This is a genomic window from Aquiflexum lacus (assembly GCF_015476655.1).
Classification (GTDB): domain Bacteria; phylum Bacteroidota; class Bacteroidia; order Cytophagales; family Cyclobacteriaceae; genus Aquiflexum; species Aquiflexum lacus.
In genome coordinates, this window is sequence record NZ_JABFHF010000001.1 from 54,769 (window position 1) to 72,219 (window position 17,451).

Sequence of the window (17,451 nt, forward strand, 5' to 3'; positions counted from 1 at the left end):
ATTCGACTGACATTCCGGCGGATGTTGACCCCCTAAAGTAAGAATTTTGATAATATTCCGGAGCATATTGATCCCCCTGAGTCAAGATTCCGGAGTATATTGACCCCTCTGATTAATGGTTTTGGTTTTTTTTAGCGGATACTTTCGATAACCGCTAACTATAATCCGATGGCTGGAAAACCAAAACCAATGAGTCAGATAAAGCAATTGATAATACTTAAAAGACAGGGCAAGGGAGTCAAAACCATTGCCCGTATTCTGGATATCAGCAAGAATACCGTCAAGACATACCTTTTTAAGCTTGATAAGCTATTGACAGGCAAAAGGGCTGAGAAGATGACAATATAGGCACTTCTAAACCTTGACGAGCCTGAATTATACACACTTTTTCATCCCGGAAATCCTTCCTATAAAGACTCAAGGTATGAGTACTTTAAAGCCAACCTTGGGTATTACCAAAAAGAGTTGGAAAAGACCGGGGTAACCAGAATGCTCCTTTGGGAAGAGTACAGGCAGTCTAATCCAGATGGATACAGCTATTCACAGTTCTGTTTTCATCTTGACCAGCAACAAACAGCAAAAGGAAAACCGACCATGGTGCTGGACCACAAACCAGCGGAGAAACTCTTCATAGATTTTGCAGGAAAAACGATTCCCCATATAGACAGAGAGACCGGAGAGGTGATATCATGTCAGCTTTTTGTTGCCTGTCTCCCTTACTCTGATTATGTTTTTGCCATTGCTGTACCATCCCAGAGCATATCTGATTTTCTTTGTGCTCTCAGCAGGTGTCTGGAAGATTTAGGAGGCGTACCACAGCTTTTGGTTCCTGACAACCTGAAGGCTGCTGTGATCAAAGCAGACCGGTATGAGCCTGACATCAACCAGGCTCTTGAAGATTTTGCCAACCACTACGGAACAGCGGTACTTCCTGCAAGGGTGAGAAAGCCCCAGGATAAAGCTCTGGTGGAAAACCAGGTCAAGATCCTTTATTCAAGGGTATATGCCAAACTCAGGAATATGCAGTTCTTCGACATGACATCTCTCAATCAGGCCATCAGACTGAAAGTGAAGTCACATAATCAGACAAGAATGCAGAAGAAGCCCTACTGCAGGGAAGAGAAGTTTATCGCAGATGAAAAAACGCTGTTGGCAAAGCTGCCTGATGAGCGTTTTGAGTTGCGCAGCTACTCGATGCTAAAGGTTGCCAAAAACAACCATATCTATCTGTCTGCCGACAAACACTATTACAGTGTTCCCCACACCCTTATGGGGTATACCGTAAAAGTTGCATATACAAGATCGATGGTCTACATCTATCATGAAGGCAAGAAAGTAGCCGTACATTCCAGAAACTTCAAACTTGGGGCTTACTCTACAGTCAAAGAACATCTCTGCTCACATCACCGGCACTACAGGGATAGAAGTCCTGATTATTACAGGAATCTTTCCGCTAAGATATCCAAGGTGCTTTATGAGTATGTATGTCTGCTTTTTGAACAGAAAAGATATCCCGAACAGCTCTACAGATCCTGCGATGGGTTGCTTGCCCTGGCAAGAAAATCAGATACTGAAGCTTTGGAAAAAGCATGTAAAACAGCAATGGAGAATGGAATATTCTCTTACAAGTTTATCCAGAACATCATAGAGAACCACATGGAAGACGAATCTATCCAAAGCAACATCACAGCACTGCCCAAGCATCAGAATGTAAGAGGTAAATCATATTACAGTAATCAACAATCAATAAATTTTGAATAACTATGACAAACCAGATCGAATCGCATTTTGCCAGACTCAAGCTGCACGGTATGTCCAAAACATGGACAGCCATCAAAGAAACAAGAAAAAACCAAAGTCTATCGCTATCAGAAGGTCTTGAACTGTTGCTGCAGGCCGAAGAGCTTGAAAGGGATAACAGAAGGTTCAGAAGACTTGAAACGAATGCGGCATTCAGATACAAAGCATCTCTTGAAGAACTCAAGCTCGACAGGACAAGAGGTCTTGATGATATGATGCTTACCACTCTTGCCACAGGAGAATACACCACCAAAGGAGAGCCTGTACTGATCACAGGAGCCACCGGCTGTGGTAAAAGCTATCTGGCATCTGCGCTGGGACATCAGGCTTGTATCCTGGGATATAAAGCCGCTTACTTCAATACACAGAAGTTGATGCTCAAAACCAAAATGGCAAGACTTGAAGGTACAGTAATGAAATTCTTTGATAAACTCGCCAAGGCAGATCTCCTGATCATTGATGACTTTGGTCTGACACACTTGGAAAAACAGCAACAGATGGACTTTATGGAAATGGTTGAAGACAGACACGGGAAAAAATCAACAATCATTGCCAGTCAGCTACCTGTGTCAAGTTGGTATGATATCATAGGAGAAGAGACAATTGCAGATGCTATTCTTGATAGATTGGTCCATTCTTCCTACAGAATAGAGTTAAAAGGAGAAAGTCTCAGAAAAAAAATGTAAAATTGTCAGTCTAACAGATTATAGAACCAAACCCATTTTTAGAGGGGTCAATATGCCCGGAACAGGGGTCAGTATTGTCCGGAATATCCAAAGCAGTAAGGAATGCAAAAAATAATCGTTGACACAAATGAATAAAAGTTACACCAACTCCATTTGCCCCACCTTTTATCTTTGAATTAAGCAAAAACTTATGAGATATATGAAAACACTTTGTTTAAAACTTGAGCAGCGTATTTTCCAGGAAACTGAGGAGTTATCAGGAAAAATGGAATCCTCAAGAAATAGATATATTAATCAGGCTATTGATTTTTACAATAAGATCCAAAAAAGAAAGATGCTTGAAAAAAAAATTTTTGCTAAAGAATCGGAACTTGTAAGGGAAGAGTCCATGAAAGTTTTGGCAGAATTTGATTCTTTCGCTGTTCGATATTTGTAATGTCGAACCCCAGATAATGAGGATTTGTAATCCTCCTCTCTAAACTTTTACAAATCACCCCCCAAATACCTCCTTCAATATCAAATCCATCACATCGACTGCTTCCAACTTTTCTCCTTCAAAAAGACTCTTGTTTTTGCTAACAAATATAGGATGGTCCAAACTTTCTTTTGGAATAGCCCCGTGTGACCCTTTGACCAAAGTGGCATCCAAGGGAATCACATCCATCAAGTAGCGGAAACCGAGCTTCTTTTTGAGGATCTTCATTCCAATTTTTGCTTTCAGCAATTTGATGTTCGGATCGGCAAACATCTCCACCGGGTCATATCCTGGCTTGCGGTGGATATCCACACATCTTGCGTAATCCGGTGCCTTGGCATCATCCAGCCAATAATAATAGGTAAACCAAGAATCCTTGTCTGCTACGGCCACCAACTCTCCGGCCCTACCGTGATCGATATGGAATTTCTTTTTTCCTTCCTCATCCAATACCAGTTCAATTCCCGAAGTGTTTTCAAGAAGTGCCTTTACAGCCGGGATGTTTTTTTTATCCTTGATGTAAATGTGTGCCAATTGATGGTCTGCTACAGCAAAAGCCTTACAGGTTCCGGCATCCAAGGTTTCCAATCCCAATTCATCCTTTACAGCGATATATCCCTTCTCCCTCAAGATCCTGTTGATATGGATAGGGTTGTTGACTGAAGTGATGCCATATTCTGAAAGTAGAATGACATTGGTACCCTGATTTTCATAGTAGGTAATCAGGTCTTTGCAGACGTCATCAATTTCCTGTAGCTCCTTGCCGATTTTGGAAAAGTCGATGCCACATCGCTGCAGGTTGTAATCCAAATGTGGCAAATAGATCAAAGTAAGGGTTGGATTATGCCATTCATCGACTTTTTTTGAGGCTTCCGCGATCCACTTCGTGGAGGAGATATTGGCGTTTGGTCCCCAAAAAGAAAAGAGGGGGAATTGTCCCAGTTCTTTTTGTAACCTGTCTCTCAGACCCATGGGATGGCTATGGCAATCCGGTAATTTTCTACCATCAGCGGGGTAAAGCGGTCTTGGGGTTACCTGATAGTCAGCATTGGAGTACATGTTGTACCACCAGAACATATTGGAAACGGTAAACTCAGGGTTTATCTTCTTGGCATGGTCCCAGATTTTTTCACTTTGGACCAGATGATTAGACTGTCTCCAAAACTTCACTTCACATTCATCCCTGAAATACCAGCCATTGCCAACAATTCCGTTTTCAGAAGGCCATTTTCCGGTAAGGTAAACTGACTGTGCCGAACAGGTCACTGCCGGCAGCACAGGATCGATGGTTGCTTTTTTTCCTTTGGCGATCCATTCTTTCAAAAATGGGGTATGTTCACCGATTACCCTGCTTGAAAGGGCAACAATATCTATGACTACGGTTTTTTTCATGAGTTTCCACTGTTTTTGATGACCCATTGAAGTTCTCTGGTGATAGAACTCCCTAGATCCAAATTGATGCCTTCCGGCAAAACCTCCCAAGTGTAGGTTTCCACTTCCAAATGGTTGCAGACTTTTTTCCTACTGATGTATTTCAACACATCAAGTAAATCTGATTGGGTGGAGGAGATTTTTCCATAATCAGCCAGAAAAATCGGGACATGGTAATGAATGCGCCATTCCAATGCATCTGTTGATTCAAGCGTATTCATCGCTTCAGGCAGATCGTTGAAGGAAGTTAATTGATCATTTGGTTCTCTCGCTACCACCTGATGCAGGTATGTGGATTCGGAAAATGGAGCTATCAAAGCTTCCATTTCCTTCCTCTCATTTTTATCCTGCGGAATGTCAGCCTTTAAAGCAGCACTGATCTGGATTTTACCGATTTTGATCCCTTCAGCTTCAAAGGCTTTAAAAACATCATCCGGATTTTCATAGACCACTGCAAAATGACATACATCATAGCAAATTCTGATATGTTCTTTCAGACATTTTTCGGCTTCCTGACCGGAGAGTCCCAATTCTTTTTCAAGATATTCAGATCCAATAGGAACCAACCAATTTTGATAGAAATCAATGACTTCCTGTGTGTTTTCAAGAATGCCGTCCGGCTCGGGTTCGATGTCGAGGTGCAGGAGTGTACCTGTTTTTTGCTGTATGGTATAAAGTTTAGCAGCTATTTTGGCCAAATGGATTGTTGACTTTTGGGTGGCATTTTCCAAATCTGATTTGGTATTATACCAATGTCTGTAGGAGAGGGGAGAAGTCGAAATCCCACCATCCATTTCATCAGGCAAAAGGTCTGCAAGAATATCAAAAAGCCTTTCCGTATAGGCGAATCTTTCAGGAGTGGTCCAATCCGGTTGGTGCACTTCATCTTTGACTACCTGTCTGTGAAAACCCCCGTAGGGGAAGCCATTGAAGGTAAAAACATAACAGTTATTTTCTCTCAGCCAGGTTTTAAAGTCAGCCAGATTTTCTGGTTTTGCCAGATCCAAACTTGCTTCGTGGGAAGACCTGAGTCCTATTCCAAAAGGTTGATTTGGAGAAAGTTCTTTTTTGATCCTAGGGATATATTGCTTTAGATTTTCAAAAGTATCCGCCCAGCTTTCTCCGGGATGGATATTGGTGCAATACGTCAGGTGATGTCCTTTTGTAAACATTGAAGTTTTGGAATTGGATTAAAATTTCAACAATCCCACAATTTAGGAATCAGCAGCCACTTTCTCCTGATGAAATAATTTTAATTGATCAATGGATTGAAGAATCAGGTCATTGTCCATTTGATGGACTTCGACTCCTTGGCCCATAGATTCCAATAAAGTAATGGTCAATTCACCGCCAAGATGTTCCCTGAATTCCTCAAGACCCTTTAGCAATTCCTTACCGGATAACTCATGGGCATAAATTCCAAATCCAAGTGCTTTCATGAGGTTAATGATACGCATCAAATCTACTTTGGAAATCATTCCCTTCAAATAGGAATATGTACTATCCAAAGCAATCCCAATGGCCACTGCTTCCCCATGCCGCACCTGATATTGTGTCAAATGTTCCAATTTGTGGGCTGCCCAATGTCCGAAGTCCAAAGGTCTGGCAGAACCTGATTCAAAGGGGTCTTTGCCGGCAATATGGTCCATGTGCATTTGGGCACATTTGATGATCAATTTCTGCATGGGGGCCATTTCACGGTTGGCCAATGCTGTTGCATTTTTTTCCAGCCACTCAAAAAATTCAATATCCTTGATCAAAGCCACTTTGATGGCTTCTGAGATTCCTGAACGCCAATCTCTATCATCGAGTGTGGTCAGGAAATTAAAATCATTGATTACCGCAAAAGGCGGAGCAAATGTTCCCAGGTAATTCTTTTTGCCATAGGCATTGATGCCGTTTTTGACACCGACTCCGGAATCGTTTTGGGATAAAACAGTAGTCGGTATGCGAATATGTCTGATGCCCCTATGGGAAATAGCAGCGGCAAATCCAACCATATCCAACACTGCCCCGCCTCCAATGCCAACAATATAAGAATGACGGTCTATCCCGAAAATACTCGTGGCATCTACAATCTTCTTGAAAGTTGCTTCATCATTTTTGGAGATTTCACCTCCTTCAACTATCAGAGGTTCCGCACTCAAAATAAACTTATTCTGATAGGCATCAGCATATTTTCGGATATCATTCAGGAGGTTCGGAAAAGCATTTGTTACGCCACTGTCCACCACAAAAAATGCCTTGGCTTTTTTTCCGTTATCCAGAAAAGTGGCCAATAGTGGATTTGTTAAATCAAAAATCCCTTCCAAAAAACAGACCTGATACCTGAAGGGTACCGCAAAAGTCTGTTCAATTATCTTTTCCATTTTTATAAACTTAAATCTTCTTGTTAATCCCTAAAGGATATGGAATGTTTTGCAATTTAATAAACTCTAGTTATCGAAATAAGATTTCAAGTAACGGCAAATTTCTTGGCCAGCCATAGCGAAACTGGCAAAAGGATCAATACAATTAGCCCAAATTGCCAACCTGCAAAAACAGAAGCCAATGTGGCATTGAGAATAATCAGGGAAATTACTCCTGCTTTTACGGCTTTTCCAATCATTTGTGGGATTTGAGACCTGATTGCTTTGATCAAGGGAGGAAAAATCATGTAAGCGAATAGGACGAGGAAAGGAATCACATGAAGTGGATTTTTCCCTTCGAAATACGCCAAATCAATCAGGGCCAAAATGATCAGGCAGTACATCGCAAACCCTCCGATCAAAGCTTTTCTGTTTTTCCCATGTACTTCCCCTCTGCTGATCATGGTAATGGCTGCCACAAATACCAAAGGAATAATGCCCAAAAACCAATAACTATTAAGCATGATTGGAAAAGCACTGACGCCCAAAAGGAGATTTCCTGCACGGCAAAGTCCCATATTGATAGGCCCAATAATGGACTGATGCTTTCCCCAATAATCATATAGAACAGCAAGGCCGGCCACAATTAAAGCTATCAATCCGCTGATTGGCCCAACCAAAGATGCTGCCACAACCCCCATAACCAATAACAAAAAAGCCATCCAAGCAGCATTGCCTTTTGATACCCTTCCACTTGGTATGGGTCTTTCTGGTCTTTCCTTGGCATCCAATGCCGCATCAAAAACATCATTGAAGGCAACACCCCCGCCATACAAGCCTATGGTCGAAAGTGTCAACCAAAGCAAGTTTTGAAAAACGGGTGAATGGATAAGGACAGTTTCATCGGCAAATATAACCAATGCTCCACCGGCGACGGCGAAGCCTGCCCAAATATCTGCAATAGCAGTAACGATATTTGCGGGTCGGGTGAGCTGTAAATAAGCTTTTATTTTTGACATTAAAGATGCTTAATTCTCCACAAAATCAGATCCTTCCACTTTAGGTTCCTGTCCGCCTCTCAAGACCGAATTACCAAATTGTCTTTGCCTTTGGTCAATGGGTTCCGGCCTCAGCCAATCCAATTCATCCATCTGACCACTTTGGGAATAGGCGGTCAATGCATTCTGATAACAGGTCATTCTGATATGCTCTTCAGGAATTCCCATTTTGCGCATCAAAGCAGCAGTTTTTGGAACTGCCAATGGATCGCTGATTCCCCAATCCGCGGCACTGTCCACGATGATTCTTTCCGGGCCGTATTGTTTGACGATTTCCACCATGCGCTCACTTCCCATTTTGGTATGTGGGTAGATGGTAAAAGCTGCCCAATATCCTCTATCCAAAACTTCCTTTACTGTTTCCTCATTGTTGTGGTCCACGATTACCATTCCCGGATCAACGCCATGTTCCTCGCTGACATCCATGCTGCGGGTAGTTCCTTTTTTCTTATCCCTATGGGGCGTATGGATCAAAACGGGGAGGTTGACCTCTTTGGCAAGTTCCAATTGTAACCTATAAAATCTATCCTCAGCTTCAGTTTGGTCATCATAACCGATTTCCCCAATGGCAACCACACCCTCTTTGCCTACATACAGGGGCAATAATTCCATCACCTCTTCTGCCAAAGGAATATTATTGGCTTCCTTGGAATTCAGACCCATGGTGCAATAGTGGACTATGCCAAATTGCTTGGCGCGGAATCTTTCCCAACCAACCAAAGTGCTGAAATAATCCTTGAAGCTTCCTACCTCAGTCCTGGGTTGACCCAACCAAAAGGCTGGCTCAATAATGGCCACGATACCTGCTTTGCGCATGGCTTCGTAGTCATCAGTGGTTCTTGAAACGACATGTATATGGGGATCGATAAACATTTCCATCTTGTTGTATTTTTAATATTGTTGAAAACTAGTAGTTTTTGATTTTAAATCAAATGCGATGTTGATCTATTGGTTTGTATTATAGTTTCGACAGTTTTTTTTCTTAGTGGCTAGAAGATGGAAGACCGAAGTAACCATAAATTTAAAGTTTGGGAGATTATCCGTTAGGTTTTCATAATTACTTTTATCATTAACTATAATCATATTGACGGAAGGTTTATTTGCCATATTGGAATTCTTCTCCGATCAACTCCCAGGTTATCTCTTCGTTTAGTACAGCATTTCCCATTTCGGGATTTTGATCGATCAGTTTTTTCGCTGGTGCAAAATCACTGCTGCTACAAGCAAGCAAGGCTGCTTTTTGCTGAATGGGATCACCTGTTTGAAGCACTTTTTCGATATCACTTATATTTTCTTCATTGATAAAAGGGCCTACAAAGCGCCACAGTTCTGGCATGACAGTTCTTCCTGCTGCCCATCTTTCATGAGCAAAATCTACCAGTATTTTCGCCAATGTAGGATTTGCCCTTTCATCGGCATTCTGAATTTGATATAAGGGGCGCTGCATAAATATGGCTTTCAGGACCATCTGATTCCATGCCCTTTCGTCGAAATATTCTGCGGGGTAGGGATTGTTGAGTGCCACAGCATCAAATACAGAACTGATATTGGTCCTGAGACCTTCAATGGCCCTTTCTTTCATTTCCAGTTGATAGGGCATGATTGGAAGTGCAGCGTAAAGAGATTGTTGCTCATGCATATCTGCTGTTTCAAAAAGTTTGTTGAGTGCATTTACCCAGCTTGAGGCTTCTTTTTCCTCAAAATGCAAGAGCAAATAACTTCTAGCCGTCTGAAGCTGATCCCAAGTTTGTGGGCTAAAACCCTCCTTGAGGGTATAGGCAAATTCTTTTTGATTTTCGGAAATTTTTAAAAGGGTTTTCTTAAAAAATCTTGATGCCTGTCCAAAGGCCATATAAAATTTGAGGTAAGAACCTTCTTTTTCAATTTTGTCTTTTTGTTGAAGCAGCCATTCTATTGATTTGGTTTCTGATTGCTGCTCCAAAAGCTCAAAAAGGAAATTTTTTGTTTTTTCGATATCGATGGAATTATTCATAATTCAAGGGGTATTTGGGCTCAAAAATCAGTGTTTAAAGTTAATTGATTTTTTTAGAATGTACAGATTTGATAATGTTAAGAGGTCTTTTGCCTTTCTTTTCGGCGAAGTCGGTTATCTACAAGCCTAAGTTTTTACCAAGAATAAAGATCCCCAGAATAATAGTCAGTTTATATGCTGATTGGTAAATCAAGGGCAATTTAATGTTTCAGTTTCAATAAAAGAATTCTAATTCTTATCAAATAACATGATTATAATCAGCTTGTTGATGACCCAATGTTGTCTCGAATTGAAACATAATTAGTCAGTATTCATAAAAATTTATTTTAGGATTTTGGGATTTAAAACAAAAGCTGCACCAATAACCTCCGTCAACCATAAAACTCTGAATTTTCCAAGGAATAGGATTTTCCAAAAGGGTTGAATTTTTTATCATATTCAGGTCGCTAAGGTTGTCTATCAGCCCAACTCCTGTTGCCTTGAGAAATGATTCTTTGATGGTCCATATTCTGAAAAAAGCTTTATGCTGATCAGGAGACCGCTGCACGTACCCAATTTCATCAGGGTGGTATGTCAATTTCATTACTCCATCAAAATCAAAGTCAGGTTGTATTTTTTCCACATCAATTCCGCAGGGATTATTGGATAAAATCATTATGATCCAATTTCCGGAATGGCTGATATTGAAGTGAAAATCAGGTTGGCCGCTGATGAATGGCTTTTTGTTTTCTGTAAAATCAAATTCGATTTCATCAGGAGGTATATTCAAGTATTGGCCACAAACAATTCTTTTCATCACCTGACTACAGAGGAAAATATTTTTATCTCCTTGCTTGACAATTCTTGATAATTTCTGCTGTTCGGGATTTTTGAGGAGATGTTTTTGATCTGAGATATGGTGGAGGTTTTTAGAAATGTTTATACGGACCACATGAATTCCATTGGAAAATGGCTCAACTTGGAAATTTTTCCAGGTTGGGGTTAACTCATTCCAGTCTATTGAGAGGTTTGAAGTCATCTATTCGTTTTTCTCGTCAAGAACTATCTGGACCTTCTCGGCTATCTCTTTCAAGATTTCAGTTTTTTTGAGAATAATGTCATGGTGTCCGCCAATATCTATCACCTTGACTTTTTCAACAAATGAGGTCCATCCATAGAATTTTTGATCTTCTATATAAGTTTCTTTGGTTTTTGCCCGCAATAAAAACAGGGTGCCATGATAATGAGGAACTAACTTGTATTTATTTAATAAATAGGTATTATTTTTTGAAACTTTATTAAGGTAGTTTGTGGGTTTTACAAATTGTGGATTGAGTTTTGATTTCATTATGGAAAATATCAAATCCATTTTTCGTTTAAGATATCCTTTTTTCCTTTTTAAATAAGCCTCAGGTTCATTCAATAAAAAGTTTACTTTGGCTAGGATGATGTTTAACCGAAGTTTTATTTTTTCAAATGGTGAATGTTTTTCCAGGTAATCGAAAGCAGCTGTATCAAATAGAATAAGTTTATTGACTTTTTTCCCCATCGATTGAAGTTGTTTGGCCATTTCATAAGCCACAATTCCACCAAAGCAATAGCCTGATAAATTGTAAGGACCATCCGGATTTTTTTCAACCATAAGTGAAATATAGTACGCAGCCATTTCTTCAAGAGATATGTCAGGTTCCTCGATTCCATCCAGGCCTTTTGGTTGAAAGCCATAAATAGGCTGTTCTGTGTCAATGAATTTTGCTAAATTATAATAAATAGATGCCGAGGAACCCGCTCCATGAACCATATATAATGGCAGTTTTCTTCCCGAAGTTTTTACATCTAATAATGAATTCAAACCTGCCTGATTTTGATTGATGTTCTCAATTGCATTTGCGAGTTCCGATATACTCGGGTATTTGAATATCAGATTAATGGTAAGTTTTGACCCAATTTCTTTTTCCAAAGCTGACATTACTTTTACAGCCAGCAGGGAATGTCCCCCCAGTTCAAAGAAATCATCATGGATACCTACCCGCTCCAAACCGAGGATTCTCTGCCAGATAGCTGCAATCTGTTTTTCCAGATCATTCCTTGGTTCAGTATATCCGGCTGTAACCATATCCTGGGTACTGACATCAGGCAGTGCCTTTCTGTCGATTTTTCCGCTAGAGGTTAAGGGGAGTTTTTCGAGGGTGACCCAAAGAGCTGGGATCATGTATTCAGGCAGTTTTGACCTGAGAAATTCACTGATGGATTTTTTGTCGAAAGTCCCGTCGCAGACGATATATCCCACAAGTCTTTTGTCACCCTGTCCAATTTCGCTTGCCATGACTACCGCTTGCTTCACACTGGGATGGAGTAGCAGGACGGATTCGATTTCACCGAGCTCGATGCGGTACCCCCTGATTTTGACCTGGTCGTCCATCCTGCCCAAATACTCTAAATTACCGTCCCCGCGCCATCTGCCCAAGTCTCCCGTTCTGTATAATCGTTCTTTTGGCCGGAACGGGTTTTCTATAAACTTTTCCCGAGTGAGCTCTTCCCGGTTTAAATATCCCCTTGCCAAACCTACTCCGCCTATGCAAACCTCACCGACAGTACCGTAAGGAACGAGGTGGTGGGTGGGATCTAACACGTAAAGCGCTGTGTTATCTATCGGTTTGCCTATTGGAATGTTCATTTCCTCAGCTGTCTCACAGGCATAGTAACTCACGTCTATACTCGCTTCTGTAGGTCCATAGAGATTCATTAGACTTACATTAGGCAGCAATTCTTTGAAACGCTTTACCTGTTCCGCCTTTAAGGCTTCCCCACTGGTATATACCTGTTTTAGACTGCTGAGCTTCAAAATGTTTTCTGTTGAGCTGTCCAGAAATTCTAAAAAGACCTCAAGCATACTGGGCACAAAATGTAACACCGTAACCTGTGAGGCTTCTATTGTCGAAACAATCTTTTCTGGTTGCTTCTCTCCCCCCGGTTCCAACATACTTACAGAGGCCCCTTGCAAGGACCACCAGATAAGCTCCCAGACAGATACATCGAAAGTAAAAGTGGTCTTTTGCAGGATACAATCTTTTTCTGTTAAGGCATAAGACTTCTGCATCCAAGCCAATCGGTTGACCAAGCCCCTATGCTCGAGCATACAGCCCTTCGGTTTACCCGTTGAACCTGATGTGTAAATCACGTACATCAGATTCTCGGGACTTATCCGGGTTGTGGGATTTGTTTTTGGATAGTTGCCTTCTTTTATAGCTTTCCTGAATTCTTCAAGTTCTATCTGATTGATGACTATTTTCAACTTTGCATCTTCTATGATAAACTCTTTTCGCTGCTCAGGGTACTCAGGATCTATCGGTACATAGGCACCTCCCGATTTGATAATCGCCAATATGCCTATCACCATCCACTCACTGCGCTCCAACTCTATTCCTACCAGATCATCAGGTTGTATTTTGTATTTTTCAATCAGATAATGTGCAAACTGATTCGACCGTTTATTCAGCTCTTTGTAGCTTAATTTCTTTTCCTTGAACATTAATGCTGTTGCATCAGGGGATTTATTCACCTGCTCCTCAAACAAGTCCACGATTGTCTTGTCGTTCGGGTATTCTGCTTCCGTAGCATTTAAAGTCTCTAAGAGAAGGGTTTTTTCCTCAGTGGGAATAATGTTTAAGAGATCAAGGTTTAAGGATGGATTTTCAAGGATTGATTTAAGAAGATGAATATAGTGGCTTACGAAACGTTCTATTGTATCAGGTCTATATAGATCTGTATTGTATTCTGCTATCCCTTCCATGCCCGAATCAACTTCTATGAGTTCAAAAGTCATGTCAAACTTAGAAGTGAAATGCTCATAAGGTTCCTCAGATATCAAGACGTCATCAAGTAGCACTTCGTTTTTAGAAATATTTTGTAAGACAAACAAAATCTGGAACACAGGATTTCTGCTTAAGTCTCTTTTTTGTCCAAGGCTTTCTACCACCATTTCAAATGGTATTTGTTGGAATTCGAAAGCATCGAGAGCAGTTGCACGGATTTCTTTGAGAAGTTCTGTAAAGGTCATGGTCCCCCTTAGGTTAGACCTAAGTGCCAAAGTGTTGACAAAAAACCCTATAAGATTTTCTGTTTCGGAACTTTCCCTACCCGCTACCGGTGTGCCTACACAAATATCTTCCTGACCACTGTACCGGTATAGAAGTGTTTTGAATGCGGCAAGCAAAGTCATGAAAAGAGTTGATTGATGTTTTTGATCCAATTCTCTCAATTGAGAAACAATGAAATTATCAATTGAAAAACGGTAACTCTTCCCATTATTACTCTGAACCGGCGGCCTTGTAAAATCGGTCGGAAGCTGAAGCGTAGATAGGTTTTGCAGTTTGGCTTTCCAGTAATCGATTTTATTCTGGATCAGATCGCTATTTAGGAAATTTCTCTGCCATAAGGCATAGTCAATGTACTGTATAGGGACTGGTGGAAGTGAAACCTGAATTCCGTTGACGATGGAATGATAGGATTCCATAAGCTCTTTTTTCAGGATGTCGGAAGACCATCCATCTGAGGCGATGTGGTGCATGTTGATGATCAGGCAATGGTGCTCCGGTGCCATTGTAATGAGCCAAGCCCTCAACATGTAGTCTATGGTGAGGTCGAAAGGAATCCTGATCAGCGTGGTTATTTCATTTTTAAGGAGTGCCGGATCCTGCAGTTCCATCCTGTTAAGTTTCCAATGGTCCATACCCAGTACGATCTGGCAATCCATCCTGTCCTTTTCCCTGATTACGGTACGGAGTGCTTCATGGCGGTTGAGGATTATTTTGAAGGCATCTTCGAGTGAGCTGATGGCGATTTTTCCACGGATAGGGAAGATCAAAGGAATATGATATTGAATACTTCCGGATAACTGATGGATAAACCAGAGGCTCTGCTGATTGTAGGAAAGAGGGATGGTTTCAGGCCTTTCAGAATTACCGATTAGCATGAGGTCATTTTCTTTACTACTTTTAGAGGATAAGATTTCAGCCAACTGCCGAATGGTAGGGAAATTGAATATCTCCTGGATCGAAAGTTCGATCCCCGTCTCACTTCTGATGGTGGCAATAACTTTCATCGCCAGTAAAGAGTGTCCTCCCAAAACAAAGAAATTATCCTGAACACCAATCCTCTCCAATCCGAGAGTTTTTTGCCAGATCTTTGCGATTTGATTTTCAAGTTCGGTTTTGGGAGCCTCGTAAGTTTCACTGGGAACATGTTCAATTTCAATTGCCGCTAGAGCTTTCTTATCGACTTTCCCACTGAATGCCAGTGGTAGATTTTCAAGTTCCATCCAAAGGGATGGAATCATATATTCCGGAAGTTTGGATTGAAGGAAAGTGATGACAGCATTCCGATCAAAATGCCCATTGCAAACTACATAGCCTATCAGTCTTTTATCTCCAAAGGCACTTTCTTTGGCTAGTACAACTGCTTGTTTTATCGATGGATGTAGTTGTAAAATTGATTCGATCTCGCCCAGTTCAATCCTATAACCCCTGATTTTGACCTGATCGTCCAACCTTCCCAAATATTCTATATTTCCGTCGGGCAACCATCTGGCCAAATCTCCTGTATGATACATCACTGCATCTTTTTCATCTGAAAAAGGGTCAGGGACAAATTTTTGTACTGTCAGTTCAGGACGATTGAGATAACCTCTTCCTACACCCTTTCCACTGATGCATAATTCTCCAGGGATTCCCAATGGGTTCAGACTACCCCCTGGCCCGAGGATATAGACTTGGGTATTGTCTATGGGTTTTCCAATGGTGACCTTTTCATGAACTTCCAGCTTTTTGAAAGCAGATGTAATGGTGGTTTCGGTTGGACCATAAAGATTCCATAGTTTACCGGTTCGGGCAAGCATGTTTTTGGCCTCTTCCCCAATCGCTTCACCACCCGTTGTCATGATTATTCCTTCCGGATTATTCCAACCAGCATTGAGCAGCAATTGCCAACCAGAAGCAGTTGCCTGCATATGAGTCGGTTTATGTTTTGTAAGCTCTTTGGCTAGTTTGAATCCGTCCATGGAGACTTCTTTGCTGACCAAAATTACTTTGGCGCCAACTGCCAGTGGTACAAATAATTCAAGGCAAAAGGCGTCAAAAATATATGTGGTGACAGATAATTGTATTGATGAGGAATCATACTCCACAATTTTGGATAAACTGTTTACGAAGTTGATAAGGTTCCGGTGCTCCACCATGGCACCTTTGGGTTTACCTGTCGATCCCGAGGTATAGATGATGTAGACCAGATTTTCAGGCGAGGGAGAAGGGAAGACTTTCTCCGTAGGCATTTTACTGATGACCTCAAGACCTCGGTCCAATATCAAACGATTAGTATTGTCTCCGAAGTTTTTTGAAGTTTCATTGGAGCATATTACGATGTTTGCTCCTGTGTCTTCGACCATATAATCGATTCTGTCAGCAGGAAAAAAAGGGTCAATAGGAACATATGCACCTCCCGCTTTGAAAATTCCAAAAATTGCAATGACCATTTCCAGGGAGCGGTCCAAACAGATAGGCACCGGATCTTCAGAATTGAGGCCGATACTTTTCAGGTAATGTGCCAGTTGATTCGACTTTTTGTCAAGTTGGCTGTAGGTAAGTTGAATACCTTCAAATTCAAGCGCAATCGCATCAGGGGTTTTATTCACCTGCTCCTCAAACAAGTCCACGATTGTCATATCTTGGGGGTATTCCGTTTCTGTAGCATTTAAAGTCTCTAACAGCAGGGTTTTTTCCTCTGTGGGAATAATGTTTAAAAGACCAAGGCTTTGGTGGGGATTGGAATGGATGGATTCAAGAAGTGTTATATAATGGGAAACCATCCTATTTGCGCTTTCATAGCAAAAAAATTCTTCATCAAAGGTGATGCGCCCTTCAATTTTTTCATCAATTTCTCTAAATTCGAACAGCAACGTTGAATTGAAATTCTCAAGGGCTAATTTGGAAGATTGGTTAAGACCAGCTCTTTCAGTATCCTTCTGATAGTCGAAGATGACAGGGAAAAGGAACCTCAAATCTTTTTTATACTTTTTTCCTAATAAGGAAATTAGCTGATCAAAAGAGATTTGATTATTGGAATTGGCTTCCATTAAATCAATACCTAATTTGTATACAAAGTCACCAAAAGGGATCGTGGCAACTATTTTGGTGCCAATGGGCAGGACGTCCAAAAAAACGTTATTTACATCTTTATCAGTTGGATTGTCAAGTGCTGTTTCCCTAAAAGTTGTGCCAATGCAAAAGTCAATTTGACTACTGTATCTATACAGTAATACTTTCAATGCAGCTAACAGCACTAAAGATGGAGAGGGCTTTGATTCGGAAAAGTGGGAAACAATATTATCAAGGAGAGACTTGTCTATCTGGAAATCGATGGTGTGATTTTCTGTTCTATTGGTCAAAGACCTTGAATGATCCTTTGGCAATTGTAATTCTTCGATCTCTTCAAGCTTTTTAATCCAATAATCTTTGATTAAAAAGGAAGACTCCGTCGCTGATTGGGTGATTTGCGATTTTGTTATTGGCATGATCTTTTTGTCTTATTCACTAAAAAATGTGTCAAAACTTTATTCGAAACTAGTAATTGTATTTTGGGAATATAAGGGTTTCGATGTAATATTTCACCCAAATATTTAAATTTT

The 17,451-nt window shown here is 40.9% G+C and carries 12 protein-coding genes and 1 pseudogene; 5 read left to right on the plus strand and 8 right to left on the minus strand.

Features of this window, described 5'->3' with window-relative positions:
• Nucleotides 1-189: 189 nt before the first annotated feature.
• From HMJ38_RS25235 to HMJ38_RS00315, 5 genes and pseudogenes are all read left to right on the plus strand, one after another.
• Nucleotides 190-348, plus strand: a complete 159-nt coding sequence (locus tag HMJ38_RS25235; RefSeq protein WP_228779807.1) for a LuxR C-terminal-related transcriptional regulator — start codon at nt 190-192, stop codon at nt 346-348.
• Between the two features lie 75 nt (nt 349-423).
• Nucleotides 424-1,155 (plus strand): annotated as a pseudogene (gene istA, locus HMJ38_RS25705) (IS21 family transposase); the annotation flags it as partial.
• Nucleotides 1,150-1,761, plus strand: coding sequence for a Mu transposase domain-containing protein (locus HMJ38_RS25710; RefSeq protein WP_394355046.1), 612 nt, complete (start codon nt 1,150-1,152; stop codon nt 1,759-1,761). The pseudogene istA and the gene HMJ38_RS25710, both read left to right, overlap by 6 nt.
• A gap of 2 nt (nt 1,762-1,763) precedes the next feature.
• The gene (gene istB / locus HMJ38_RS00310; protein ID WP_194972380.1) at nt 1,764-2,486 is read left to right on the plus strand and encodes an IS21-like element helper ATPase IstB; all 723 of its coding nucleotides are present in this window, start codon (nt 1,764-1,766) and stop codon (nt 2,484-2,486) included.
• A 199-nt stretch (nt 2,487-2,685) separates the two neighbouring features.
• On the plus strand, nt 2,686-2,922 hold the full coding sequence (locus HMJ38_RS00315) for a hypothetical protein (RefSeq protein WP_194972381.1): 237 nt from the start codon (nt 2,686-2,688) through the stop codon (nt 2,920-2,922).
• Between the two features lie 54 nt (nt 2,923-2,976).
• Here HMJ38_RS00315 and HMJ38_RS00320 read toward each other — a convergent pair whose 3' ends face one another.
• The 8 genes from HMJ38_RS00320 to HMJ38_RS00355 form a co-directional block, all read right to left on the minus strand.
• Nucleotides 2,977-4,353 carry an alkaline phosphatase family protein gene (locus HMJ38_RS00320; protein ID WP_194972382.1) on the minus strand — a complete coding sequence of 459 codons (1,377 nt, stop codon included), beginning with the start codon at nt 4,351-4,353 and terminating at the stop codon, nt 2,977-2,979.
• Nucleotides 4,350-5,564, minus strand: coding sequence for a metabolite traffic protein EboE (eboE, locus tag HMJ38_RS00325; protein ID WP_194972383.1), 1,215 nt, complete (start codon nt 5,562-5,564; stop codon nt 4,350-4,352). Before eboE ends, HMJ38_RS00320 begins: the two co-directional genes overlap by 4 nt.
• Before the next feature lie 42 nt (nt 5,565-5,606).
• A complete protein-coding gene (locus HMJ38_RS00330; protein ID WP_194972384.1) occupies nt 5,607-6,761 on the minus strand; it encodes a 3-dehydroquinate synthase in 1,155 nt (384 codons plus the stop codon).
• A gap of 86 nt (nt 6,762-6,847) precedes the next feature.
• On the minus strand, nt 6,848-7,759 hold the full coding sequence (gene eboC, locus HMJ38_RS00335) for a UbiA-like protein EboC (RefSeq protein ID WP_194972385.1): 912 nt from the start codon (nt 7,757-7,759) through the stop codon (nt 6,848-6,850).
• Nucleotides 7,760-7,768: 9 nt separating this feature from the next.
• Complete coding sequence (locus HMJ38_RS00340; RefSeq protein ID WP_194972386.1) at nt 7,769-8,677, minus strand: TatD family hydrolase; 909 nt, start codon at nt 8,675-8,677, stop codon at nt 7,769-7,771.
• A 217-nt stretch (nt 8,678-8,894) separates the two neighbouring features.
• On the minus strand, nt 8,895-9,791 hold the full coding sequence (locus HMJ38_RS00345; protein ID WP_194972387.1) for an EboA domain-containing protein: 897 nt from the start codon (nt 9,789-9,791) through the stop codon (nt 8,895-8,897).
• Nucleotides 9,792-10,095: 304 nt separating this feature from the next.
• On the minus strand, nt 10,096-10,809 hold the full coding sequence (locus HMJ38_RS00350) for a 4'-phosphopantetheinyl transferase family protein (protein ID WP_194972388.1): 714 nt from the start codon (nt 10,807-10,809) through the stop codon (nt 10,096-10,098).
• Entirely contained in the window at nt 10,810-17,337 is a 6,528-nt protein-coding gene (locus tag HMJ38_RS00355; RefSeq protein WP_194972389.1) for a non-ribosomal peptide synthetase, read from the minus strand.
• Between the last annotated feature and the right edge of the window lie 114 nt (nt 17,338-17,451).